This window comes from Bartonella sp. AP88HLJMH (genome assembly GCF_042195605.1).
Taxonomy (GTDB): Bacteria; Pseudomonadota; Alphaproteobacteria; order Rhizobiales; family Rhizobiaceae; genus Bartonella.
In genome coordinates, this window is the sequence record NZ_JBHIOR010000007.1 from 29,141 (window position 1) to 55,302 (window position 26,162).

16 protein-coding genes and 2 tRNA genes are annotated in these 26,162 nt (G+C 36.5%); 6 read left to right on the forward strand and 12 right to left on the reverse strand.

Features of this window, described 5'->3' with window-relative positions; translation table 11 throughout:
- The 3 genes from secD to ACFIMA_RS04815 all read left to right on the forward strand — a co-directional run bounded on the left by secD (position 1) and on the right by ACFIMA_RS04815 (position 5,334).
- Positions 1–2,514: a protein translocase subunit SecD gene (gene secD / locus ACFIMA_RS04805; protein ID WP_375620802.1), complete on the forward strand. Its 2,514-nt coding sequence runs from the start codon at positions 1–3 to the stop codon at positions 2,512–2,514.
- 99 nt (positions 2,515–2,613) lie between these two features.
- Positions 2,614–4,365, forward strand: a complete 1,752-nt coding sequence (gene ybaL / locus ACFIMA_RS04810; RefSeq protein WP_375613485.1) for a YbaL family putative K(+) efflux transporter — start codon at positions 2,614–2,616, stop codon at positions 4,363–4,365.
- A 15-nt stretch (positions 4,366–4,380) separates the two neighbouring features.
- A complete protein-coding gene (locus tag ACFIMA_RS04815) occupies positions 4,381–5,334 on the forward strand; it encodes a YbhN family protein (RefSeq protein ID WP_375613484.1) in 954 nt (317 codons plus the stop codon).
- A gap of 1,100 nt (positions 5,335–6,434) precedes the next feature.
- On the opposite strand, the gene ACFIMA_RS04820 is transcribed toward ACFIMA_RS04815, so the two are convergent.
- Positions 6,435–6,510, reverse strand: a tRNA-Lys gene (locus ACFIMA_RS04820).
- Between the two features lie 436 nt (positions 6,511–6,946).
- Here ACFIMA_RS04820 and ACFIMA_RS04825 point away from each other — a divergent pair.
- A complete protein-coding gene (locus tag ACFIMA_RS04825) occupies positions 6,947–8,515 on the forward strand; it encodes a TerC family protein (protein WP_375612149.1) in 1,569 nt (522 codons plus the stop codon).
- 529 nt (positions 8,516–9,044) lie between these two features.
- Here the strand turns inward: ACFIMA_RS04825 and ACFIMA_RS04830 are convergent.
- The 4 genes from ACFIMA_RS04830 to ACFIMA_RS04845 form a co-directional block, all read right to left on the reverse strand.
- Complete coding sequence (locus ACFIMA_RS04830; protein WP_375677733.1) at positions 9,045–9,329, reverse strand: DUF6990 domain-containing protein; 285 nt, start codon at positions 9,327–9,329, stop codon at positions 9,045–9,047.
- 2,289 nt (positions 9,330–11,618) lie between these two features.
- Entirely contained in the window at positions 11,619–11,843 is a 225-nt protein-coding gene (locus ACFIMA_RS04835) for a hypothetical protein (protein WP_375638426.1), read from the reverse strand.
- A 464-nt stretch (positions 11,844–12,307) separates the two neighbouring features.
- Positions 12,308–12,475 (reverse strand): hypothetical protein, encoded by a 168-nt coding sequence (locus ACFIMA_RS04840; RefSeq protein ID WP_375613483.1) that lies wholly within the window; start codon positions 12,473–12,475, stop codon positions 12,308–12,310.
- A gap of 530 nt (positions 12,476–13,005) precedes the next feature.
- Positions 13,006–13,082: transfer RNA gene (locus tag ACFIMA_RS04845), tRNA-Arg, on the reverse strand.
- 263 nt (positions 13,083–13,345) lie between these two features.
- Here ACFIMA_RS04845 and ACFIMA_RS04850 point away from each other — a divergent pair.
- On the forward strand, positions 13,346–14,119 hold the full coding sequence (locus ACFIMA_RS04850; protein WP_375612145.1) for an NAD kinase: 774 nt from the start codon (positions 13,346–13,348) through the stop codon (positions 14,117–14,119).
- Between the two features lie 146 nt (positions 14,120–14,265).
- Entirely contained in the window at positions 14,266–15,669 is a 1,404-nt protein-coding gene (locus ACFIMA_RS04855) for a DEAD/DEAH box helicase (protein ID WP_375620798.1), read from the forward strand.
- Between the two features lie 59 nt (positions 15,670–15,728).
- On the opposite strand, the gene gltX is transcribed toward ACFIMA_RS04855, so the two are convergent.
- The 7 genes from gltX to ACFIMA_RS04890 all read right to left on the reverse strand — a co-directional run bounded on the left by gltX (position 15,729) and on the right by ACFIMA_RS04890 (position 26,077).
- Positions 15,729–17,102: a glutamate--tRNA ligase gene (gltX, locus tag ACFIMA_RS04860; protein WP_273790689.1), complete on the reverse strand. Its 1,374-nt coding sequence runs from the start codon at positions 17,100–17,102 to the stop codon at positions 15,729–15,731.
- 10 nt (positions 17,103–17,112) lie between these two features.
- Positions 17,113–18,774, reverse strand: a complete 1,662-nt coding sequence (locus tag ACFIMA_RS04865; RefSeq protein ID WP_375638425.1) for an NAD+ synthase — start codon at positions 18,772–18,774, stop codon at positions 17,113–17,115.
- Positions 18,775–18,893: 119 nt separating this feature from the next.
- On the reverse strand, positions 18,894–20,273 hold the full coding sequence (locus ACFIMA_RS04870) for a class II 3-deoxy-7-phosphoheptulonate synthase (protein WP_375693151.1): 1,380 nt from the start codon (positions 20,271–20,273) through the stop codon (positions 18,894–18,896).
- Between the two features lie 68 nt (positions 20,274–20,341).
- The gene (gene gor / locus ACFIMA_RS04875; protein ID WP_375693152.1) at positions 20,342–21,733 is read right to left on the reverse strand and encodes a glutathione-disulfide reductase; all 1,392 of its coding nucleotides are present in this window, start codon (positions 21,731–21,733) and stop codon (positions 20,342–20,344) included.
- A 203-nt stretch (positions 21,734–21,936) separates the two neighbouring features.
- A complete protein-coding gene (locus ACFIMA_RS04880; protein WP_375612140.1) occupies positions 21,937–22,506 on the reverse strand; it encodes a DUF2059 domain-containing protein in 570 nt (189 codons plus the stop codon).
- 125 nt (positions 22,507–22,631) lie between these two features.
- A complete protein-coding gene (rpiA, locus tag ACFIMA_RS04885; protein ID WP_375613478.1) occupies positions 22,632–23,336 on the reverse strand; it encodes a ribose-5-phosphate isomerase RpiA in 705 nt (234 codons plus the stop codon).
- A 482-nt stretch (positions 23,337–23,818) separates the two neighbouring features.
- On the reverse strand, positions 23,819–26,077 hold the full coding sequence (locus ACFIMA_RS04890; protein ID WP_375693153.1) for a ComEC/Rec2 family competence protein: 2,259 nt from the start codon (positions 26,075–26,077) through the stop codon (positions 23,819–23,821).
- Positions 26,078–26,162 lie beyond the last annotated feature (85 nt).

The window sequence follows — 26,162 nt, forward strand, 5'->3', positions numbered from 1 at the left end:
ATGCGTACACCTGGTTGGTTAACTACCCTTTATTGTTTTATTCTTTTAAGCAGCATTTATGTTGCCTTACCCAATTTATTTTCACACGAACAAGTTAAAAACTCGAAATTCTTACCCGACACCCGTGTAGCACTTGGTCTTGACCTTCAAGGAGGCTCTTCTCTCCTGCTCGAGGTTGATAGCAAAACGTTAAAACGCGATCAGTTACATATAGTTTTAAGCAATGTGCGCAATGTATTGCGTGAAAAACAAATCCGCACCTCAAGTGTGCGTATCGTTGAAGATAGCGTTATTGCCCTTATTTCTGACCCATCGCAAACTGAAAAAGCACTCTCTGCTTTGAAAACATTAATAACCCCCATACACAGTAGCTTTGGCACAACAGAACATAACATCACGATCAGTGCTCAAAATGAAACTCTCCGCGTCACATTAACAGAAGCTGGTATAAAAGACCGTGTCAGCAATGCTATTGAACAAAGCTTAGAAATCATCCGTCGTCGTATAGATCAAGTTGGTGTTTCAGAACCAGCCATCCAAAAGGTCGGAAATGATCGTATTATGGTCCAATTGCCTGGACTACAAGATCCAAAACAACTGCGTGATCTTTTAGGAACAACCGCTAAGATGAGTTTTCATCTTGTTCCTTCTAATGTGGACCCCAATAACCCCCCTATAGGTGTTTCTATTCTCCCTGGATACACTGATGCAACACAACATTATGCAATTTATGATCAAATTGCTTTAGATGGAAATGTCCTGAAAGATGCCCGTGCAGGTTTTGACCCCCAAATACCAGGACGTTCCATTATTTCATTTACGCTAGATTCCGCTGGTGCAAAAATATTTGCCGATATAACACGACAAAATATTAACCGTCCTTTTGCCATTGTTCTGGATAATAAAGTTTTAACCGCTCCGACCATCAATAGTGTCATTCCCAATGGACAAGGTCAAATTACAGGAAACTTTGACCCCAAAGAAGCCTCAACTCTGGCTGCTCTGCTTCGTGCTGGTTCCCTCCCCGCACCACTCACAGTCATTGAAGAGAGAACCGTAGGTCCAAATCTTGGTGCTGATGCTATCCAAATGGGACTTTACACCGGCATAATTGGCTTTATTCTTGTTGCAATTTTTATTTTTCTTCTCTATCGTATTTGGGGATTAATTGCCAATATAGCACTAGCTCTGCACACAATTTTAACATTTGCTGCACTGAGTCTTTTGGGAGCTACGCTTACGCTGCCTGGTATTGCTGGTATTATTTTAGGCATCGGTATTGCCGTTGATGCTAATATCCTTATCAATGAACGTATCCGTGAAGAAAGTCGAAAAGGTGTGGGTGCTTTTGCAGCCCTAGATCGTGGATTTAAACACGCTTTTGCAACCATTGTTGATGCAAATGTTACAGCAATTATAGCGACCGTCTTACTATTTTGGTTCGGGACCGGTCCCGTTCGTGGTTTTGCCGTAACAATGTTGCTTGGTATTATCATCTCCATGTTTACAAATATCACCATTGTACGCATCATCATGATTTGGATCGTTCGTAAATGGAAGATTAAAAAACTGCATATTCACTCTGCTTTCAACATCATGCCACAAAACACAACTTTCCACTTTATGAAAGCACGTTTCATTGGTATTGGCGTCTCAATTGTTTTATCAATGGCTTCAGTTTTTCTCTTTTTTAAGCCTGGATTAAATTTTGGTATTGATTTCATTGGCGGAAGCCAAATGAGTATTACCACGAAAGGACCAGCAGATCTAGCAACTCTGCGTTCCAAGCTTTCTACTCTTAATATTGGTGAAGTTACCTTGCAAAATATTGATAACGAAAATACCGTATTAATTCGCATGCAGAAACAAAGCGGTGGCGAAGCACAACAAACCACCGCCATTGATAAGGTCAAAACAGCTGTACAAAATATCTATCCCGATACCACATTCGATCAAATAGAAGTTGTTGGTCCCAAAATTTCAGGTGAGCTTGCCACAGCTGCTTTTACTGCTGTTATTCTTGCGGCTATTGCCATGTCTCTCTATATATGGTTACGCTTCGAGTGGTTCTTTGCCATTGGAGCAATTATCACTCTCATTCTAGACACCACAAAAATGATTGGCTTTTTTGCTTTATTTCAATTTGATTTTAATTTAACGGCTATCGCCGCACTCTTAACAATTGTTGGATATTCTATAAATGATAAAGTTGTCGTCTATGATAGGATGCGCGAAAATATGCGTCTTTATAAAAAAATGCCGTTGCGCGAGCTGATTGATCTGTCAATTAATCAGGTTCTTGTACGTTGTTTTTTTACATCAGCCACAACAATTCTTGCGATGCTCCCCATGGCGATATGGGGTGGAAGTGCTGTTCATAATTTTGCATTACCCATGGTCTTTGGGATTATTATTGCAACATCATCCTCTATCTTTATTGCTGCTCCTATTTTACTCCTGCTAGGAAATTGGTGGCGTGAGCGAAATAATCGTGCAAATATCAAAGTGAAATAAAAATGCCCTTTAATGCGTATGGTACATCTCGCCTCTCTTCTCATAGAAATATAGTCGTTTTCATTCATTCGCTTTTTGATCAAGAATAGTAAATAATCCATGCTCCACGACACACCACTTATCACAACTATTGTTGCAGGCTTATGTTTAGCATTTCTCTTGGGAATGATTGCTAGCCGTTTACGTATTTCACCCCTTGTAGGCTATTTGTTAGCTGGTGTTATTGTGGGACCCAATACAGGCGGATTTAAAATAGATTCCGTCATCATTAATCAACTTGCTGAAATTGGTATTATTTTGCTGATGTTTGGTGTTGGGCTCCACTTTTCATTAAAAGACCTTTTATCTGTCAAAGCTATTGCTGTCCCCGCTGCTATTGCACAAATGGCATTTTCTACTTTTCTAGGTTTGTGCCTTGGTCTGATTATGGGATGGGGCTTTAGTGGTAGTTTGATTTTCGGTCTTGCTTTATCCATAGCAAGTACCGTTATCCTGCTACGTGCTTTGCAAGAGCGTCATCTTATTGAAACAGAAAAAGGACGCATTGCCGTTGGATGGTTGATTATTGAGGATTTAGCAATGGTCCTTATACTTGTCCTCATCCCTTCCTTGGCAAGTGCCCTCAGCAATACCAAAAAAGAAGCGTTGGATCCTCTTGTTCAATGGTTGGATTTAAGTATTTGGGGTATTTTTGGTCTCACCATCCTGAAGGTAATTGTATTTATTGCACTTATGCTCGTCATTGGGCGACGCGTTATCCCATGGCTTTTAAAAATGAGCGCACAATCGGGATCACGTGAATTATTTCGTCTTAGCGTCTTTGCTATTGCATTAGGAGTAGCTTTCGGAGCCGCTCATTTATTTGGAGTTTCTCTTTCTCTTGGTGCTTTTTTTGCTGGTATGGTCATGAGCGAATCAGAATTAAGCCACCGTGCCGCGGAAGAATCTTTACCACTGCGCGATGCTTTTTCTGTTCTCTTTTTTGTTTCTGTAGGCATGTTATTTGACCCCGAGAAACTCTTAACTCATTTTTTCCCTCTCTTAGCAACCTTATTCATTATCGTAATCGGAAAATCTGCTGTTGCCTTTTTCATCGTTAAAGCTTTTCGCTATTCTAATGCAACAGCTTTGACTATTTCTGCAAGCCTTGCCCAAATCGGAGAATTTTCCTTTATCCTTGCTGGTTTAAGTTTAAGCTTAGGACTTTTAAACAATGACGCTCATGATTTAATTCTTGGAGGAGCAATTTTTTCTATTTTGCTCAATCCTCTTGTTTTCATTGCCTGTAATAAAATTAAAAAACGTCTAGAAAAAAATTCTGCATCTTCACAAAATACCCAAACAATTATTGATATTGATCCACAAGATCCTGACCAAGATTTTTTACCGATGACCTTAAAAAACAACCATATCGTAATTATTGGCTATAGTCGTATCGGTAAGTGTGTTGCATTATCTTTAATAAATAGAGGTGAACCTATAGTGATCGTAGAAGAATCAAAACGCCTCTCTGATAAAGCGATTGCAGATGGCTTTGAGGCTATTTGCGGCAATATCATTCAACAAGAAATAATGAACGCAGCAAATATAAATAATGCACATAAAGTTGTTATTACAATGCGAAGTACCATTGAAGTAGGAGAATGTATCGTAAATATCCGTGATATGAAGAAAGATATCCAGATAATCACACATGCATTATCCGACACAGAAACAACATATCTCATTGATTTAGGTGCTGATGTTGTAGTAACAGATGATGAAGAAATTGCCAATGGTATTATAGAGTATATAACAGAACGAAGATCTGTAAGGAATATGCTCAATCATGAAAATTTACAGAAAACATAAAATGGATACAGAATCGTGAAAATAAAGCAATTTATATGGCCATTGATTGGTATCTTAGCAATGCTGGTATCTATTCGAATTCTTTACATGAAGCTCTCTGCCATTTCATTTGGGGATGTATTGGAGCGCTTGAGCAATTTAAATGCACAGCACTGGTTATTAGCCTGTTTATGTTCTCTCCTAGCTTATGCTGCTCTTGCTGGATATGATCGAATTGCCTTGCAACATCTAGGCCATAAAATTTCTTGGATTTTTATCGCTATATGTTCATTTACAACCTACGCTCTTTCACACAATATCGGTGCTTCAGTTTTTTCTGGTGCCGTTGTACGCTATCGCGCCTATAAAATGAAAGGATTAAACGGAACAGAAATCGCAATATTAGTAGGTTTTTGCTCTTTTACTTTTGTAATCGGCACAATCTTACTTTTGGGAATCGTTTTGGTGCTGCAACCCGAAATTATCACCCTCATTCATAAAGAACTTCCTGAATGGCTCGGAACAACGGCTGGAGCAATTTTACTCAGCTGTATAGCACTTTATACGTTTGGCAGCTGGCTTCAGTTAAAACCCTTACGCTTGGGTAAAAAAATTCAACTCTCCTATCCCCGGCTGAAAATTGTTATTCAACAGCTTCTCATTAGCCCTCTAGAGCTTTTAGGAGCAGCAGGAATTATATATGCTGTTCTCCCACATAACGCAGATATTCATTTTATCTCTGTTCTTGGTGTTTTCCTAGCATCTTTTACGATAACTCTTCTCTCTAATGCTCCAGCAGGAGGAGTAGGAGTTCTTGAAGCTCTCTTCATAACAGGCATGCCCAATATAAATCCAACCGATGTTATTGCAGCACTTATTGTCTTTAGAATGTTTTATTTGATTATACCGCTTATCCTTTCATTATTTGTGGTCGTCATTTTTGAGGCGCAACAATATTGGAAAAGAGCCCCCAAAACACCACCTGAATAAATAAAAGGCTATCAATGACTTCTTTTTTTATGTACCTATAAAAGAACAAAACACCATCGTGTTGCCAATTTACATATCTTTTTTAAGAAACCTCTCTCAACGCTCTTCTCCATTACACAACAATACCCGTAAATGGTATAATAGTAAAGCTATTGTTGCACCATCATCTTTATACTTAATAAAAGAGCAAGCCTGCGCCATTATACTATTTTTCCAATGTTATGATAACTTTTAGCACTTAAGAACATTAATAAGAATTATTTTTATGCCTTTCTTCAATAGTCTTTATCCACACGTTAATCCCATTTATGATGCAAAAATGAATGATTTTAATTAATTCATTATAAGAGGGATTGAAACAAAAGAAGTTTATGATAGTAAAGTTTTTTTTAAATAAAGAATAATCAATTCTTTATAAATCAATATATTATAATGAATCTGAGTGGCTTTCTTAATATTTATATTTTTAGAGGTTTAGCTAACGGAAAGACAGCATAGCGTAACCACACAGCTTAATATTTTAAAACTTTAAGCCTCATTAAAGTTTATTGTCTTTCGTTTAACAGGTATTAGCTTTAAACAATTAAACTGATCTAATTTTATTACTTGTATGTCCAGCTAACTACTTTATTTTATCTTGATTTACCCTCTTGGAATACTGATGATTATTACAGAATTTTTTTGTTTAAGCGGGAGAGTTATCAAAAAATATCCACGCTGCTGACACAACTAAAGTGTAAAGTTTCTTCTGTCTTTAAACAATATGCTAAAAATCCAAAAAAATTTAATCAATTTATATTAAAAGAAGTGAAAACTGTTGATTTTTATACCCCTTTAAATAACACAATTGTCGGTAAGAGGCTTCTCCTTACCAATTGCAACTTAAAAAAAGAAACAATACGCATTAAAAGATCTTAAAATGTCCTTTGGAAGTTCTTTGAGTCCCCTAAAAAGTACAAACACCGATGACTAAGCTATATCAACAATCTTCACTTTTAAACAAACAGATATGGGGAAATCCTACTGCCCAATTTTATTTAGCAACTCGTACCTTAAAAAAAATTACGCAATCAATAAGTTATTTACGGTATAAAATAAAATGGTGGGTGATGAGGGGATCGAACCCACGACCCGCTGATTAAGAGTCAGCTGCTCTACCGACTGAGCTAATCACCCATAAGCTTCTCAAAAGACGAGAATGAGCGTTTCTATAACGCTCCTAAGGATAGATGTCCAGATATTTTGTTGTTTGTTATATAAACTCATTGTCTGTAAGGTTAAAAATATGATATTCACCACTTGATCTTATATAAAAATAAACCCATTATAAGAGGCTTTATAAATAAATGTTCTGATTGTTATACAGAACCTATAGTTAGAGGATTATCGAGCATAATGCCCGAGCGAAAATTAGAGGAACCTTCTTGTGGTTGTAAGCGGGATGGGGCATCATTTTGTTTTATCAACAATCACATGCATTCAAGCAATATTGTGCTGTTTTTTTCTTTGAATATAAGTTTTTTACATTCAATGTTCATGATCCAATATACGAATAAAAGCCTATGAATTTTTTTTGTCAATCGCGCGCTTTTAAGCTTCTAAAAGGTAAGGAATGATGGAATGGATCACTGATCCCCATGCGTGGTTTGGTTTGATCACGCTGGTTTTTCTCGAAATTGTTTTAGGAATAGATAACCTTATCTTTATTGCAATTTTAGCTGAAAAATTGCCACTGCATTTGCGTGACCGCGCACGCTTTATAGGTCTTACTTTAGCATTAATTATGCGGCTTTTCCTTCTTACCGTTATTGGATGGGTTATGAGACTCGATAGGGTCATTCTTTCACTTTCATCTTTTGTATTTAGTTGGCATAGCTTTATTTTAATCGGTGGTGGAGCCTTTTTGCTCGCAAAGGGAACGCTAGAATTACATGAAAGGTTAGAAGGAGTATCACATGAAAGAAAAACAGGCGTTGGTTATGCTGTTTTTTGGCAAGTAATCGTCCAAGTCGTGGTGCTGGATGCCGTTTTTTCACTAGACAGTATTATTACCGCAACAGGTATGATTGCAAAAGAGCAGGCAGCAGTTATGTATATCGCAGTCATAGCTGCTATGGGAGTAATGATGTGCGGATCTGGTGCTCTTATGCGTTTTATTAATCGTCATCCCACTATTGTAATCCTTTGTCTTGGTTTTTTGATGATGATTGGTTTTACTCTCATTGTTGAAGGATTTGGTTTTCATATTCCAAAAGGGTATTTGTATGCTGCTATTGGTTTTTCTGTTCTTATCGAAGCTTTTAATCAAATTGGACGTCGTAACCGTGAAAAAATGATTAAAACGAATGATCTACGCAGTAGAACAGCTGATGCTGTTTTGAGACTCTTAGGAGGAGGAAGCAAAGATAGTCACCTTGCTGAGACTGTAGATGTTATTGCTGAACAGGCCGCAGCTTCTGAGTTGTTTAGACCAGAAGAAAAGGAGATGATTCGTGGTGTTCTCGATTTAGCTGATCGCCCTGTTCGCTCTATCATGTCGCCGCGTAATGAAATTGAGTGGTTAGATTTAAATGCTGATGAAAATGAAATGCGTGAAGAATTACAAAAGGTTAAACATAGCCGCTTAATTCTTGCGCGTGAAAAAGTGGATGAATTTGTTGGCGTTGCGTTGACAAAAGATCTTCTTTTGAATTTGGCTGAGGGGAAAAAGATTAATTGGAAAAAAGCTATGCGAGAACCCCTCGTTGTTCATGAAAATACAAGTGTTTTACGATTGATGGAGCAATTACGTCATTCTTCGATTCAGCTTGCAATTATTGTTGATGAGCATGGATCTTTTGAAGGAATTGCAACACCAACCGATATTCTTGAAGCTATTGCAGGAGACTTTCCTGATGACGATGAAGAACTCATGATCGCAGAACAACTTGAAAATGGCAGTCTTCTTGTTGAGGGATATGCTGATATCCGCCGTTTAAGTGGTTATCTTGGGCGTAACCTTGTGGATGAAGCAGATCGTTATACGACTCTGGCAGGCTTTATGCTTTGGCAGTTTGGTCATTTACCAAATGAGGGAGAAAGCTTTGAAACTGATGGTTTACACTTTAAAGTGATTGAAATGGAACGCCGAAACATATCTAAAATCCTTATTTCTCCACTTGTATCACCAGAAAAAAGCTAATTCTTTTTATAAGCAAAATGAATAAAAAGATTTTTTTATGATTAAAAATTGAAACGAATAAGCAGTTGATAACTCAATTGCATTTCATTATTTTTATATTTTTTTTAAGCGTAAAGTAATGACATACAAAAGTTATATTATCAATGAACTTTCCATTATAAAAAATTTTCATTGATGATTGACGAAAAGCTGGAAGAGAGAAAATGGTGCAAAATTATTTGTCAATGGTCATTAATCTCAAAACAATGAATATATACAACATATTGATTTATAATAATTATTTATTACAACATTACCTTCACATCAAGAAAGCCTCTTTCAAACATCAGATTTCCGCCAATGGATAAAACTCCACCATTGTTGAGTTCACTCAACTGATGATGGCATCTTTAAACCAGACTCTGGCTCCTATAATCTTTTTAGATCTTCTTGATATTTCTTAAGGAGCTATTCCTTAGCTTTTGTTTTGATAAATTTAGCTATTTTTTTCCTTGCAAGAATGAAACTCCACCTCTCTGGAAAGCTCTTATTAAGAACTTTGTTTTTCTTCCAGATGGTTCATATTTTTTACTACTTTTGCAATGAAAGCGTAGCTGAGTTGCTTAGATTTGACTACTTCTTTGACTAAAGCCAATGCACGTTCAAAATGAATCTGTTGGGTATTTTCATCAAAGCCTAAATGATCCTCTACACTGAAACTTTGATAATAAGATTGTAAGGTTGCAACATCACCCAATAAAGCCAGTGCACCAATATGAAGTAAGCTATAATCAGCATAATCTACCTTGATAACCTTATGTACCTCCAACTTCATTCTTTCGCCAAGATGGTGCTCCATATCTGGAATAAAAGCATTTATGAAGATCAATTTTTTCTATCGCCTATTTCAAGACATAATCCCGCTTAATTCCAACCAATCTGCATATATTCCTTCTTCACAAACTCTCAACCCCTTTTTATAAAAATCAAGTTGTAGATCTTGTAAGTGCTGAGAATTGATAGGGATCAATTACCATACAGGCAGCAGCTAAAATACCAGTACTAATCGAAACTCCAACATCAACTTACTGATAACCTTTGATAATTGCGTCATTATAAAGAATTTGTACTTCACAATCTGGTAGTTGATAACATGCTGAATAATTATCTACCTCTTTAATTTTTTCAACAAACCAATCAAGATTTTTGAAGAACACTGTTGCACTCTCCATGATTAAAAAATTCTTTGCTCTACCTCAAAAGAGGTTGTATCCATATCAAAAGTCAAAAGACAAGCAGATTTTTGCAAACAAAAGTGATAACGCCGTGTAAGAGAAGAATCTTATCAATAAGGTCTTTGGTGATTTCTTTTACAACGTCTAAACGAGATGGAATCTTATTCATAAAAAATACAATAAAGTCAATAGTTTGCATGCAATTATTTTATATGAATCCCATTTAAAATCTACACTTTTATACGTGATTTAATTAACCATTTTTCATAAACAATTACCATGTATGGATAGACCATAAAACGCATGTAAACATTCAAATGAAGTGAACGCAGCTATCATTCATAACAGTTCATAAATTTTATGATACGTTTGTATCACACACAAATCGCATTATTAAAAACGTAATCGTTTGAAATTATCGATAACATAAATTGCATGCGTTTAAAAAACGGTATGGGGTTTACTCTTTTTTTGAGCTAAACCTTAAAAGAAATAATCATTTGAAACTATCATAGAATAGGTTTTAATTCATTAAGGGCACATAAAAGGATTTAAAGACAAGTCGATTTTAAAGCGCCGCTTACTAAAAAGTTAGTCAATAATAAGCAGACATTATATAGATACTATCATCACAACAGGTAATGAAATTGATAATGTTATGTCGTAGAAATCAAAAGATTTTTAATGATATAACGCAGGCAAACAAGCAAAAAACGTTTTAAAAGTTACAGTTTAAAAATACGAAACCAAATGAAGTCCCCTAAAATTTGAGGATACTTATTAAGACAAAGATAAGTAGATAAATTTCAAAAGGATTGCAATCATATTACAAAGGCATGGTGTTTTACTCAATTTTGAGTCAAAAGCGACAATGTTTAAAGAATGCTCTATTCTAAAGTTAACGAACTCGAATTTGAGCTGGTTAATTTTACCAGCCCAAATATAGAGCGGCTTATTTGAAAAGAAGTTATGTTTAAATGCAAAGTGAAAATACGCTTATGAGAACCTCACTAAATGAACGTTTAAACGTTTAGAGACATAAAATGATATCTCTATAAATACGTTTGAAACCTAGATTTATAACAGTTTAAAAGCCTTAGATTTTATAAAAAGCGGTTGTTTATTGTCTTATGAAAAGCTGCTTTTAAAAACCAATGTTCGTAAATGTAAACAACGGGTTTTGTTACAAATATTCACTTAATACGCATTTTCTCTTGATTGTCTTGATATGAACCTACCAAGCGTTGAGACATTTTGATAATGTACTTTGTGTCAAATGACCACTTCAAAAATGCGAGCGTTATTCTTAATACGCTTTATAGCCATACATAAAGTGTTTATAGGTTCTGTAATTCAAATGAGTGATTAAAGATCATATCTGTCATTTACGTTCCTTTTGATCAGTTTTAATCAATAGAATAGAGCGTTTGCAATATGATACGTTTTGTATACATACATTCATTATTGACTTCTTTTGTATGATCTGTAGTACCTCTATTTAAAAGCAGCGTCATATCAATTGGCACAGCTTTCTTTTATGATGCGTTTATAACCATCAAAGAAGCACCCTCCACGTCTGTCATTTATTCTGTTTATCAATCTTGATAACATCATCACTTTCATAAACCTCTCAATTTATGGGAACCGAATATAAATCGCTATGTCTTTTTATTCTTGCATTGCCATATACATTACTTCTAATCACGATATAATCAGGAGATCTTGGCATTGCCATAAACAGAGCCGTAGACCTTAGTATGACACCCCACGCTAGCATTGCCGTAAACCTTGCCTATAACAACCGCATGATCATAAACCGCGGCATTGCTATGAATACGTGCACTACCGGATAATTTTGCATTCCCATAAACCCGCGCTTAATGATAAACTCAAACGTTATAAGAAAGATGAGCATTGTCATAAACATGAACACCAAAATACACATGGGTTTTATCACATATAAGGGTATTGCCATACACATAGCCACCAATGGCAGCATTGCCATAGCCCCTTATATTTTCATAAACACAACCAGATTTTACAACACAGACATTATCAGCAACCCAGCAATTACCATCATGAGAGAGATTGCTTTCATTTTCAATAAAAGCCATCCAGATCGCTTTTTTTACATCACCAAAATCGTTTAAAGCACGAATGCGATAATATATATATATATATTACCAGTCACGAAATCCATTTGATTGATCTATTCATATTTTGGATGGTTTTTTCTGATTAACAGGAGCGGTTTCATTTGCAATGAAAGAAATAACGGAGGTGTTTTTTGATATAGTTATCATAATTAAACCTGTATGTTTTTAAAAGTTTTGAACAGACATTAAGCCAGCTCCAAACCAAATGTTTGTTGCATCAAGCGCTCTGTTCAAACTAATAATAACATATTCATTACCTAGTAGTAGAATACCAACTTCTACACCTGCATAAAGCGAAGCAATAATCCGCCCATATGGCTATGCTGTATGACTATAATAGAACCCAAAACCATCATTGCTACACTCGCAACACCAGCAGCAAAACGGATCAAAAGGACTAAGTGTTAACGCCATGAAAATAATTAAGTGCACTCATTACTATAGCTGCACAAGATAGTATGCGAGGAGCAAGAGATATAATCCCAATTACTGCCAAACGTAAAGAACATACTCCCAACTAAATAACCACCATAATTAGTGTTCGGTATATAAGAAAGTTGATTAAAGCTAAATAATCCTTCATCCAACATAACTGGCAGTATTGGTGTATAGAGAAATCACCAGATACCCATATCAAAACCATATCGAATACAGCATTTTGAAACAATTCAAATCTTGACGGTTGTTTTTTCCCCCTTATTATTCCTTTAACTGGTGATATTCCTCATCCGCGTTCCATATCACCATAACAGCCTTTAACTCCAAAAATAGAATAAAAGCAAATTTAGCTATCTATTTTAATGCTCAAAACAATATATTTAGTGATCTACTATCAACATCGCCAGATCAGTTGTACAATAACATATTGAATTAAATGTACTTTTTAAATGTTTATAGTTAAATTGAAAGCATATTTAGATAACCTTGCTTTTTTATCTCGATATTCAAAATGACTAACCGAAAAATTATATACGCAGCCGTAAATTTTACTTCTCTTAAAATCATTTGCTTATTCGCTGCAAAACTTAATAAACAACTCAAATAACCATTTTCATAAAAGAGGAAATTGGCTTCTTTTTAGGTAATCTTGTTATTTAGGATGATATGAAGTTGAAGAATTTGGTGCACCCGACAGAATTCGAATCTGTGACCTCTGCCTTCGGAGGGCAGCGCTCTATCCAGCTGAGCTACGGGTGCTTCACACTGATCATTAAAATCAGTTATGGTCTTTTAACTAATCATACTCTTAGCTTCAATGCTAAATTATCATTCTAATAAAAAAATTACTCGTTTGTAATTTATCTAACGACGCATTCCTTTTACTTTTTAATGATACTTTACCTTGAAATAACTTCTCTTTATTCAATGCTCTTTTTATTATAAAAAGAGCTTTTATTACAACTTCAAAACTCTCAAAAATAAGTTACAACATAAATTATAAGTATCAGGATAATTTTTAAATGGCTACATTACCAAGTCGCTTTCATTTTATTTCCGCAGAAACTGAGGAGGCTATCAAAGCTACCCATAAATTAATTTCCGTTTATGGTCATTCTTCTCTGGAAGAAACTGATATTGTTGTTGCAATCGGTGGTGATGGGACAATGTTACAAACCGTACGAGATGTCATGAACACAGGCAAACCTATTTATGGTATGAATCAAGGTTCTGTAGGATTTCTTATGAATGAATTTCATGAAAAAAAATTGCCCAATCGTATTGCTGCCGCACATAAAAAAGAAATCCATCCCCTGCGCATGATTGCAAAATCTGAATGTCAAGATTCTATCGAGGCGCTTGCAATTAATGAAGTATCCCTCTTTCGGCAATCTTATCAAGCGGCAAAAATTCGCATCACCATTGATAACAACGTACGCATGGAACAATTAAGTTGTGATGGTGTCCTCGTCGCTACACCAGCTGGATCAACCGCCTATAATTTATCAGCACAAGGACCTATCTTACCTCTTATGGCTCCCCTTATGGCCCTCACTCCCGTTAGCCCTTTTCGCCCTCGGCGTTGGCATGGAGCTTTGCTTCCCGATACAGTAACAGTGCGCTTTGATATGCTTGAACCTGACAAACGCCCTGTAAACGCTGCTGCAGATAATATTGAAGTTAAATCTGTTCATTCAGTTACTATTTCAATGGCAACAGAAGTAACAGCTTCAATCCTTTTTGACTCAAATCATTCATGGGATGAGCGCATTTTATCAGAACAATTTCGCTATTAATGATTGTATTATGCGTTTTATATGTATATGATTGTTATAGTTAGTTTTTTTTGTGAAAACATCTTAACACTTTTAAAGAGTGTAAAATATTGGTTATAATCATCATTAGATAGCGCAGTTAAAATCACAGAGCAGTTGATAAAAAAATGATACCATCTTTAAACAGTTTTGATGATTTAGGTCTTTCCGCAAAGGTTATTAATGCAGTGAAATCAGCGGGGTATACAGCTCCGACACCTATTCAAAGTGAAACAATTCCGCATGTCCTTCAAAGAAAAGACGTTTTAGGAATCGCCCAAACGGGAACAGGTAAAACCGCCTCTTTCGTATTGCCTATGCTCACTCTCCTTGAAAAAGGTCGTGCAAGAGCACGAATGCCCCGTACACTCATCTTAGAACCAACAAGAGAAATTGCAGCTCAAGTTGAAGAAAATTTTGATAAATACGGAATAAATCATCGTTTAAATGTTGCTCTTTTGATTGGTGGAGTTTCTTTTGAACTCCAAGATCGCAAACTTGAACGGGGAGCTGATGTTCTTATAGCAACACCAGGGCGCCTTCTTGATCATTGCGAGCGCGGTAAACTACTCCTGATGGGCGTTGAAATCCTTGTGATTGATGAAGCTGATCGCATGTTGGATATGGGCTTTATTCCTGATATTGAACGCATCTGTAAACTAACCCCTTTTACGCGTCAAACTTTGTTCTTTTCTGCAACAATGGCGCCAGAAATTACAAAGCTAACGAAACAATTTTTACATTCTCCTGTATCTGTTGAAGTTACAAAAGCTTCCTCAACAGCTACCACAATTACACAACGGCTTGTCAAATCTGGAAATAAATCATGGGATAAAAGAGCGGTTTTACGAGAGCTTATCCAAAATGAAGGTGCAGAGCTTCAAAATGCAATCATTTTCTGCAATCGAAAGAGAGATATCTCTGAACTTTTTAGATCGCTCATCAAACATAACTTTAATGTAGGGGCACTTCATGGAGATATGGACCAATATTCGCGCATGAACACCCTAGCTGATTTTAAAAATAATAAACTTACACTTCTTGTTGCTTCTGATGTTGCTGCCCGTGGACTCGATATTCCAGCTGTAAGTCATGTATTTAACTATGATGTTCCTACACATGCTGAAGACTATATCCATCGAATTGGTCGTACAGGGCGTGCAAATCGCAGCGGAAAAGCTTTTACAATTGTCACAAAAGCTGATCAAAAATATATCAATGCCATCGAAGAAATGAGTAATGAAAAAATTGAATGGCTCAATGGAGATCTCTCAACTTTAATAGCCGATGATCAAACAGAAGATATTGTTGTAAAGAAAAAATCTTCAAAACCATCAAAGAAAACTGCTCCAAAAGAGACTGTTGCTCACACTAAAAAATCTGTAGAAGAGAATAAAACAGAATATATCAAAAATGCAAATAATAAGGAGAAGCCATCTGAGCAACAACGCTCACGAAAAAATAAGAATTACACACCTATTGGATTTGGTGATGATATTCCTGCTTTCATGCTTATAAAAACGTGTAAATAAACCCGTTCTCTACTCTCTTTTAGAGTGAAATGAACGAAATACTTTTAAAAAATCCGCTCTTATTTCCTAGAGAGCCTTTCCGTTACCTTTTCACGCCCTAAAAGCTGCAAAATTTTTCCCATTTCAGGTCCATGATCCATGCCCGTAAGTGCCTGACGTAATGGCATAAATAAAGCTTTTCCTTTTCGACCTGTTTTTTCTTTTAATGCTGTTGTCCAAATTTTCCAACTTTCCTCATTCAAAGCACCTTCAGGTAAGAAATCGAGTGATTGGTGCACAAAAGCACGATCCTCTAGTGCTACTGTATCAAAATTCTGTTCATCATGAATGATTTTCCACCAAAAAACAGCATCATTGACTTTATTAATATTGCTTCTTATCGCGTTCCAGAAATATTCCGCCTTATCTCCCTCAATAGAAAGTTTTTTAAGGCGCATTTTTACTTCCTCATAGGTTAACTCATGGACAAGATGACTATTCAAAGCAAGAAGATCAGCAATATCAAATTTTGCAACGGATCTTGACGTATCTTGGAGATTAAAATGCTCTAAAAGCGCAGCTTGATTGGGATAGGGATGCACATTTTGCGATGTCCCAATCAAAACGGCAAGGCATTGAACAGCTATAGATTCAAATCCTTCTTCCCGTAGAGAACGAATAGAAAGATCATTATTACGTTTTGAAAATCCTTTTCCTAAAACTGTCGCCAATAAATTGGTATGAGCAAAAACCGGTAATTCTGCATTAAGAGCTTTAAAAAGAGCAATTTGAGCGCCTGTATTTGTAATATGATCATCCCCACGAATAATATGCGTAATAGCCATATCTACATCATCAACAATAGACGGCAATGTATAAAGATAGGTTCCATCTTCACGAATAAGAACAGGATCTGAAAGAGAAGCTAAATCAATCGTCTGCTTTCCCTTTATTGCATCATTCCAGCAAACTTCTGTTCGCTTTGTGTGTAAAGGATCACTTTCAAAATTAGGAAGAAGAAAACGCCAATGGGGTTTACGACCTTGTGATTCAAAGTTTTTTCTCTCTTCTGTTGTCAACTTCAATGCTGCACGGTCATAAACAGGAGGCAATTTGCGTGAAAGCTGGATTTTACGACGCCGCTCTAATTCCTCTGTTGTCTCATAACAAGGATAAAGAAGGCCACGTTGTTTGAGAATTTCTGCCACTTCATCATATCGATTAAATCGCTTGGATTGGTAATAAATTGCATCTGGTTGAATACCAAGCCATTCAAGGTCAACAGCAATAGCATCGATATATTCTTGTTTAGAACGTTCAATATCTGTATCATCATAGCGTAAAATAAATTCTCCCTTATACGCTTGCGCATAAAGCCAGTTGAAAAGCGCAATACGGATATTGCCAATATGAATATAACCTGTTGGAGAGGGAGCAAAACGAACTTTAACCATAAAATAATACTCAATTTTTATCGCGAAAATGATTGACTATAGGATAGCGACGATCGCGTCCGAAATTTTTGTAACTGATTTTTACACCAGGCGCAGATTGACGCCTTTTATATTCGGCACCATAAAGAAGCTGTTCAACTTTCGCAACAGTTTCTCGTGAATGTCCACGTTTAACAATATCACAAATACTCATGTCATTTTCTACAAGATATTGTAATATATCATCTAAAATAGGATAAGGCGGAAGAGAATCTTCATCTTTTTGATTTTCCCGCAGCTCTGCAGAGGGTGCTTTTTCTATAATATTGGATGGAATGATCATTCCTTCTGGTCCTCTCAAATTGTGCAAGTGATTTTTATTGCGCCACTCCGCTAATGCATAAACCTGCATTTTATAAATATCTTTAAGAGGATTAAACCCGCCATTCATATCCCCATACAGTGTTGCATATCCCACAGCCATTTCTGACTTATTGCCTGTCGTTACCACCATTGAGCCGAATTTATTTGAAAGCGCCATTAAAAGTGTACCGCGTATACGACTTTGAAGATTTTCCTCTGTGACGTCAGAGGGTAACCCTGAAAAAACAGGTGCCATTGTCTTTAAAAAAGCCTCAACAGGTTGTGCAATCGGTATGATTTCATAACGACATCCCAAAAGATCAGCACATTCTTTGGCATCTTTTAATGATTCTTGCGAAGTATAATGATAGGGCATCATAATGGTGCGAACCCTCTCAGCACCAAGAGCATCCACCGCCATTGCCGTACACAGGGCTGAATCAATTCCTCCTGAAAGACCAAGAATAACATCCTTAAAGCCGTTTTTATTAACGTAATCTTTCAACCCCAAAACACAAGCTTGATAATCAGCCGCTAATCCATTGAGAAGACTTTCATTAGGACCTGAAATACAGTGCCATCCCGTCGTTGTTTTTTGCCAATGGCTTAAAGCAATATGGCTATCAAAGTGTTTCATTTGAAATATCTTTTTGCCTTGTCCATTCAAGGCAAAAGACCCACCATCAAAAACGAGCTCATCTTGACCACCTACTTGATTAGCGTAGATAATTGGCACTCCAGATTGTAGAGCCTGTGTATGAACAACGTCTATACGTTTTAATGTTTTATTACGATAATAAGGAGATCCGTTAAGGACAAGAATAATTTCCGCTCCTTTATCTTTAAGCTCTGTACTAAGAGAGGAATCATTCCAAAGATCCTCACAAATGACTATTCCTAATTTAATTCCATGATAGACAATAGGCTGAGGACGTGGACCTGAAGAAAATAAACGCTTTTCATCAAATTCAGCATAATTAGGTAAATCAAACTTCAAACATTCGGCAATGACTCTCCCTTCATCAAGAACCATGACAGCGTTGTAAATATTACCATTGCGCCTTAATGGAAGACCAATGACAATTCCTGGTCCGCCTACGGTTATCTTTGCTAATTTCTCAACAGTCTCTTCACATGTTTTTGTAAAAGCAGGTTTTAGAACAAGATCTTCCGGCGGATAAGCACTTATAAAAAGTTCCGTGAATAAAACAAGATCAGCCCCCTCTTCTTTGGCCTTTTGATGCGCCATGACAGCTAAAGAAAAATTCCCCTCAATATCACCGACAATAGGATTTAATTGGGCAATTGATACCCGAAAATCATTTTTCATAAGCCTTTGTATCATTTCATCAGTTTAGCAACCACAACTTTATTCTTCATCATCGGAAACATCATTTTTTAAAATTCTTTTCTGCCATAATGACCTAAAAATATTAGGCAAATTTTTGCCTACCCCCCAGCAGCAATTGCTAACGAGTCAGTCACGCGATTTTTTTTAAGGAGTTCAGCAACAAGAAAAGCCAATTCTAACGCTTGATCTGCATTTAACCGTGGATCACATTGCGTATGATAACGATCAGATAAATCGTCCACAGAAATGGCGTGCGCCCCTCCTGTACATTCAGTAACATCACGACCTGTCATCTCAATATGAATGCCTCCTGGATAAGTTCCCTCTCCACGATGCACTGCAAAAAAATTCTCTACTTCTTTTAAAACATAATCAAAAGGACGCGTCTTATAACCATTGGCAGTAATTGTATTGCCATGCATTGGATCACATGACCATATAACCGCACGCTTCTCGCGTTCAACGGCACGGATGAGTTTAGGCAGATAACTTTCAACTTTATCATAACCAAAGCGCGTAATGAGAGTAAGCCGCCCCAACTCGTTTTCAGGATTTAAAATATCAATTAATTTTAAAAGCTCATCAGGCTCAATGGAAGGACCACATTTTAATCCTATAGGATTCTTAATGCCGCGACAATATTCAACGTGAGCATGGTCAATCTGACGCGTACGGTCACCAATCCATAACATATGACCAGATGTTGCATACCAATTTCCTGAAGTTGAATCAATCCGAGTCAAAGCCTCTTCATAACCAAGCAACAGTGCTTCATGACTGGTATAAAAAGATGTTTCACGCAATGAAGAATGTGTTTTGGATGTAATCCCTATAGAACGCATAAAATCAATTGCTTCAGAAATACGCTCTGCCAATAATTCATAACGTTCTCCCTGCGGACTGTTAGAAACAAAACTCAACATCCATGTGTGAACATTTTCTAAATTAGCATAGCCACCTTGTGAAAAAGCACGCAATAGATTAAGTGTTGCCGCAGATTGGCGATAAGCCATAGACATCCGTTGCGGATCTGGAATACGAGAACCGGCTTCAAATTCAATGCCATTAATAATATCCCCACGATAAGCAGGAAATTCAACTCCCTCTTTTCTTTCAATATCAAAAGAGCGAGGCTTTGCAAATTGACCAGCAATACGACCAATTTTAACAACCGGTTTAGAACTACCAAAGGTCAAAACAATCGCCATTTGCAAAAATACACGAAAAAAATCACGAATATTATCAGCTTCATGTTCTGCAAAGCTTTCGGCACAATCACCACCTTGCAATAAAAAAGCTTGGCCTTTCGCAACGGCTGCTAATTCATTTTTTAAATCACGTGCTTCACCGGCAAAAACTAAAGGAGGATACCTTCTCAGTTTTCGCTCAACATCTTCTAACATAGACTTATCCGGATAAGTCGGAACTTGTTTAATTGGCCTTGTTCTCCAAGTGTCAGGCGCCCATTCTTTTATCATTACACTCTCTCTAAAGATTAATCTTACAGATTAGCATATCAAAAGCTTTTTACCGCAATATATGCTGTTTAACTTTCTATTTTCTTCCCATTTTCATATATATAACTTGGTTTATACATCGTTACCAATTCTTCTGCCATCGTTGGATGCACTGCCATCGTCTCATCAAAGATATCCTTCGTCAGCTTACCCTTGAGAGATATCCCTATAAGCTGAGCCATCTCACCAGCATTTTCCCCTAAAATATGAGCGCCCACAACAATACGGCTTTCACCATCAACAATGAGTTTCATAAGCATTTTCTCTGAACTACCAGAAAGAACATTACGCATAGGACGAAAAACTGTACGATAAATTTCAAGACGCTTATAACGCTTTACCGCCTCTTCTTCTGAAAGACCCACCGTTCCAATCTCTGGCTGTGAAAAAACTGCTGTTGTAATTAAATCATAATCAGGTGTTGTGGGAATATTCTCAAATGCTGTCTTAACAAAACACATTGCATCATGAATCGCAACAGGTGTTAATTGAATATGACCTGTTACATCACCAACAGCCCAAATATGGGGGATATTTGTTGTCATTTTCTCATCAACAACAACTGCACCAAATTCATCCACTTGAACACCTGCCCTATCAAGTCTTAAACCCGTTGTATTTGGTACACGCCCCGTAGCCAACATAATCTGATCGGCACTGATTATTTTCCCATTTGATAAAACAACTTCATAACAATTTTCTGCAGCCTGCACTTTAGAAATTGTTATTCCGTAGAGAATAGAAATCCCTTTTTCAATCATTGCATCGCTGAGCAATTGCCGCAAATCATGATCAAAATTACGAAGGATTAAATCACTCCGATGGAGGAGTGTTGTTTTTACACCTAATTCATGAAAAATATTAGCAAATTCAACACCAATATACCCTCCACCAACAATGACTATTGATTTTGGGAGTTGATCAAGGTCAAAAATCTCATTAGAAGTAAGGCAAAATTCACCGCCTTCTATGGACGTATTTGGTGCAAGTTTTGCCCCTGTTGCAATCAAAATTTTTTCTGCACTTACCCGCTCACCCGTGGCAGAAAGCTCTAATGTGTGATCATCTATAAAAGTAGCACGACTTTCATAAATATGCACATTGTTATTTTCTAATCCCTTACGATACAACCCTTCTAACCTTGATATTTCTTTATTTTTAGCTGCAACCAACTTTTCCCAGCTAAAAATTGGATCCGCATATTCCCACCCAAAACCAACACTTTTCTTAAATTCTTTTACATATTGTGATGCATAAACATAAAGTTTTTTGGGAACGCAACCACGAATAACACAAGTGCCCCCTATACGATATTCCTCTGCTATAGCGACCCGCTTGCCAAGACCTCCAGCAAGCCGTGCTGCACGCACTCCACCAGAACCACTTCCAATAACAAATAAATCAAAGTCAAAAGAGCCCACGAATTATTCCTTCTTATACATCTGCAAGAGTAGGCTAAGATCTTTTATTATCAAATGAAAGTCTTTTTTTCTTTTGAAGAAGCCTTTTTTATAAAGCAGTATTTTAAAAAGACTTATTCTCATTAAAATATTTAAAACGGCGGGAAAACCGCCGCTATTAAAAAAATCAGAAATTGCCCATTGTTGTCATGATATCGATCAAGCTATTTTTTATTTTCTGAAGATTCTGATTTTATAGGCATATTTGTAGGCATAGTAGAATTATTCAAATTAAGTGTTTCAGACATCTCTTTTTTCACATTTTCTACAAGATCCCGCATAAGAGCAGTACGCCATATATCAAATGCTGAATAAGAATCACGTGCAATATTGGGGACTTCTGTCAAAAACTTTTTACCGGTATCAGAATTATAAAATGTTGTTATCGCATCAAGCTCTTTTTGAGTAAAATATTTTGCATATACATGAGCAATCTCTTTTTCTAGATCAGAGCGCCTTTTAATTAAAGCAAGCGCCTGCTTATCAACAATATCAGAAATAGCTGTTGCCAAATTCGGATCATCGCTAATCAGTTCATTTTTGAAATCATGGACCGCATTTGGTAAAAAGCTATCAAATTGATCCGTTGCATGAATAGCTCTGATTGCCTTTCGCGCTGAATCTAAATGTTGATCACTCACACCTTGTGCATAAGCCATGCCAACATTCACAACAAAAATAGCAATTGCACTAAAATATACGACAAAACGCTGAAAAGAAAATATTATTTTCATTTAATGATTACCCCGATCGCTAATTATAATTTTAATTCGTTATTCTACCTAAAATCTTTAAGACCCTTTTTTACTGTGCTAACATATCATCATGTAAATGCCTTTTCATCATGTAAATGCCTTTTCTAAAAATCAAACGGTTCTAAAACTTTTATTTGACCATCAGCCATAGCGACAATTGCACGTGAAGCCAACCCCAAAAAAAGGCCATGCTCAACAACACCAGGAATAGCAAGAAGTGCATCCGATAATGGTTTTGGTTGCAAAATGCAGCCCCAAAATGCATCAAGAATAAAATGGCCACCATCTGTTTCAAAAGGATTTTTTCCATTCATTCGCAATGCAATTTTTCCAGAAAGCCCTAAATCATCAGCGACTTTTTCAATGGCTCTGCATGTTGTGTGGATACCAAATGGATTAACTTCAATTGGTAGTGCAAAAGCACCAAGTCTTTTTACCACCTTTGTTTCATCCGCAATGACAAGCATTGCACGAGATGCCGACGCTACAATTTTTTCATACAACAATGCTCCCCCTCCCCCTTTAATGAGCATCATCTCAGGACCAATTTCATCTGCTCCGTCAATATCAAGATCCAGCTCAGGTATTTGTTCTAAAGTGCTAACAGGCACTCCAAACTTATGACAGAGTTGTTCAGAATATTTTGAAGTAGCAACACCAGTCACCCGCAAACCATCCGCAACACGCTCACCTAGAAGATGAATAAATTCATTGACTGTCGAACCAGATCCGATACCAAGCCGCATACCATCTTCAACAAACTCAAGCGCTTTAATAGCTGCCATTTTTTTTAACTGCTGAACATTCATGAATGACTTTGCCTTCTATCCGTATAAGCAGCATTTATCACCCCTATTACCACCGATAATAATGATAATAAAAGATAACCTCTTGACGCAATCTATTTAAATTGACCATCATCTCTTGCTTGAAGAGATGTTACTCGTTATAGAAATATATGATAAGAATAAAATAGAATAATCAACAATTATCTTTTTTATTTCTTTGAGAATATTTGTTAGCATTTTTCTCATTCAATAAGAATTTTTGATTTATTTTGTGCTATCAATAGGATGCACAAAGATGCACATATCAATTTTTTTGAAAAAATTAAAATGATCAGATATAAAAAATCATCTATTTCTAGAAAACTGTAGATTATTATCTCATTTCAATAACGTTGATAAACTTACCAATTTAAATACCGTAAAATATTATGAGAAAAGTCTTCTGTTATTTTTTGTTTTGTCATTATCCAAATGTGAAGCAAAATATGACTGATTATATGTTTTTATGAATGCTGTCTGTGCATATTCCATGGTCTATGAAACCCTAGCGAAGACCAAATAATATCTCCACCTTTGGTCATCATAACGCTTCCTCGTGATAACAATTGTTGAGGTATAAATACTATTTTTGCCTTCTTGTAACAAGTTGGATTATGCATCACAAATGTCTGAATGAGAATATCTGCCTCTACACATTGATCTGTTTCTCTCTGTAAAACGATCACTTTTAATCCATTATCCAATAAAGATGTACATACATGATAATCACAAATAAATTGTCCGTGTAACGAAGGACCATATTTTGTTGGTTTAATCGTTTCATTCACACGAAATGACTTTTTCCATATGGATGTCGTGAACTTAGAAATATGGTAACGATCAATATATAATTTTTTATCATGAATAACGCCCACGAGGCGCATATTATCTGCTATAATCAGTTGTACAGGTGAATGCAATACACAAATAGAAATACCTGCCAAAATAAACAAACTAAAAAAGAGCCGGATGGGTGTTTTGCAAAAAGTCAGTCCAACCAAGCCTATGCTCAATAAAACTAACGCTGATAACGGCATAAAACCAGGATTCAAATCAGGAGAAATAGCCTTGATAGCATGTGCAATCTTTATTACAAGATCAACTCCAAAACCCATAATTTGAAGAGGAAGCCATTCGAATCCTCCTAACATTGCAAGAACTGCGATTAATCCAAAGGGAATGACAAAAATTGAGATGACAGGCAAAGCAAAGGCATTACTGATAATGCTCAAAGATGCCATATTAGAAAAATGATAAGCAGCATAAATTCCACTTGCACTCCCTGCAACAAAGGAAGAAGCACATGTTGAAAGAATCGATAAGAAAACAAAATTTATCACTCCCCCTCCAACATAAGAGGGAGTTGTTTTTCTTTTACGAAAAAATGATCTTCCACTCCACCAATCAAAAAAAGCGATCAAAGCAGCAGTCGCAGAAAAGGACATTTGAAAGCTAGGACCTAATATTTCATGGGGTGTCATCGCCAGAGTTATCAACCCTGCAATGGAAAAATTACGCATTGTTATAGCAGAGCGATTACACAATATAGCAACCAACATAACAGCAATCATCACAAAACTTCTTTGCGCTGATATTGCTAAGCCCGACAATAACAAATAAAAAGCTGTTATCATAAAAGCAACGATAGCAGCAAATTTTTTACTGGAATAATAGGAAGAAAAAACTGGAAAAAATGCTAAAAAACTACGGATACTCAAAAGAACTATGCCGCTTAACAACGCCATATGTAAACCTGATATTGATAAAATATGAGCTAATCCAGCTGTACGTAATGCTTCATTTGTCTCATTTGAAATACCAGCACGCTGCCCTGTTATGAGGGCAGCTGCAACACTCCCCTTTTCTCCTTCAAGGGCTATACGGATTCTTTGTGTCATCTTCGTGCGTAAATTTTCAATTTTCTGTAGAATGATAGCGAATATTCCATCAGGCTGCGAAACGGATATTTTTCTTGGTTTTCCTAAATAAACGCCTTGTGCTCCAATTCTTTTAAAATAATTATGAAAACTAAAATCGTAGCCTCCTGGACGCACCGGCCCAGAGAATGCACGAATCTTAACTTTTCCATGCAGTCCATCACCAATCGCTAAGCCAGATGGCAAATATCTTGCCGATAAACGAACACGATGAAGACTATGGCGTAATACGGGATTTTCTGTATTCAAAATATCCAAAACTAAACGAAATCCTCCTTTGGCACCTGACTCAATAGAAACAATTCTTCCCGTCAATGTAGTGACAATGTCACTGCTTAGCATGGGTGTTGCAATACGCCACGTTTCTATTTTTGCCGCTAAAGCACCCAATATAATACAAAACAGAAACCCCACGGGAATCGATATTTTTCGATAAAAACGTGCTACATAGAATATTCCCAGAAAAATACTGACCAACGCCCCCAATTGTCCCCAACTTGGTTCCCACTCTAAATGAAAATAGAAAATGATTCCTAGGGCAAAAAAGACTAAAATCAGCGAAAAAAGGATACCAAAAGAAACTTCTTTATTAATACAATCTTCTAACCATTTGCGAAAAAAAATGATTACTTCTTTTAAGAGTGTCAATAAAAAAAGTTTTTGTTGATTATAGCTACCGTTCTTTGCATCATCATACCTAGAAAAAACACTCTGCCCTATCTGACATGGCTTTTTTCTTTCTGTAACAGATTTTTCGGATAAACCCTCTTTACTTTTATAAAACATCAGTCCCCCACTTTAACTCGCAATACGGCTATTGCACGCCCCATCACTTATGCTAACATGACTTTTCTATAAAATTCCATAAGTA

Coding starts and splice junctions, on each gene's coding strand:
- secD (WP_375620802.1), top strand. CDS start 1: ATGCGTACACCTGGTTGGTTAACTACCCTTTATTGTTTTATTCTTTTA.
- ybaL (WP_375613485.1), top strand. CDS start 2,614: ATGCTCCACGACACACCACTTATCACAACTATTGTTGCAGGCTTATGT.
- ACFIMA_RS04825 (WP_375612149.1), top strand. CDS start 6,947: ATGATGGAATGGATCACTGATCCCCATGCGTGGTTTGGTTTGATCACG.
- ACFIMA_RS04830 (WP_375677733.1), bottom strand. CDS start 9,329: ATGAAGTTGGAGGTACATAAGGTTATCAAGGTAGATTATGCTGATTAT.
- ACFIMA_RS04835 (WP_375638426.1), bottom strand. CDS start 11,843: ATGGCTTTTATTGAAAATGAAAGCAATCTCTCTCATGATGGTAATTGC.
- ACFIMA_RS04840 (WP_375613483.1), bottom strand. CDS start 12,475: ATGTTGGATGAAGGATTATTTAGCTTTAATCAACTTTCTTATATACCG.
- ACFIMA_RS04850 (WP_375612145.1), top strand. CDS start 13,346: ATGGCTACATTACCAAGTCGCTTTCATTTTATTTCCGCAGAAACTGAG.
- ACFIMA_RS04855 (WP_375620798.1), top strand. CDS start 14,266: ATGATACCATCTTTAAACAGTTTTGATGATTTAGGTCTTTCCGCAAAG.
- gltX (WP_273790689.1), bottom strand. CDS start 17,102: ATGGTTAAAGTTCGTTTTGCTCCCTCTCCAACAGGTTATATTCATATT.
- ACFIMA_RS04865 (WP_375638425.1), bottom strand. CDS start 18,774: ATGAAAAATGATTTTCGGGTATCAATTGCCCAATTAAATCCTATTGTC.
- ACFIMA_RS04870 (WP_375693151.1), bottom strand. CDS start 20,273: ATGATAAAAGAATGGGCGCCTGACACTTGGAGAACAAGGCCAATTAAA.
- ACFIMA_RS04880 (WP_375612140.1), bottom strand. CDS start 22,506: ATGAAAATAATATTTTCTTTTCAGCGTTTTGTCGTATATTTTAGTGCA.
- rpiA (WP_375613478.1), bottom strand. CDS start 23,336: ATGAATGTTCAGCAGTTAAAAAAAATGGCAGCTATTAAAGCGCTTGAG.
- ACFIMA_RS04890 (WP_375693153.1), bottom strand. CDS start 26,077: ATGTTTTATAAAAGTAAAGAGGGTTTATCCGAAAAATCTGTTACAGAA.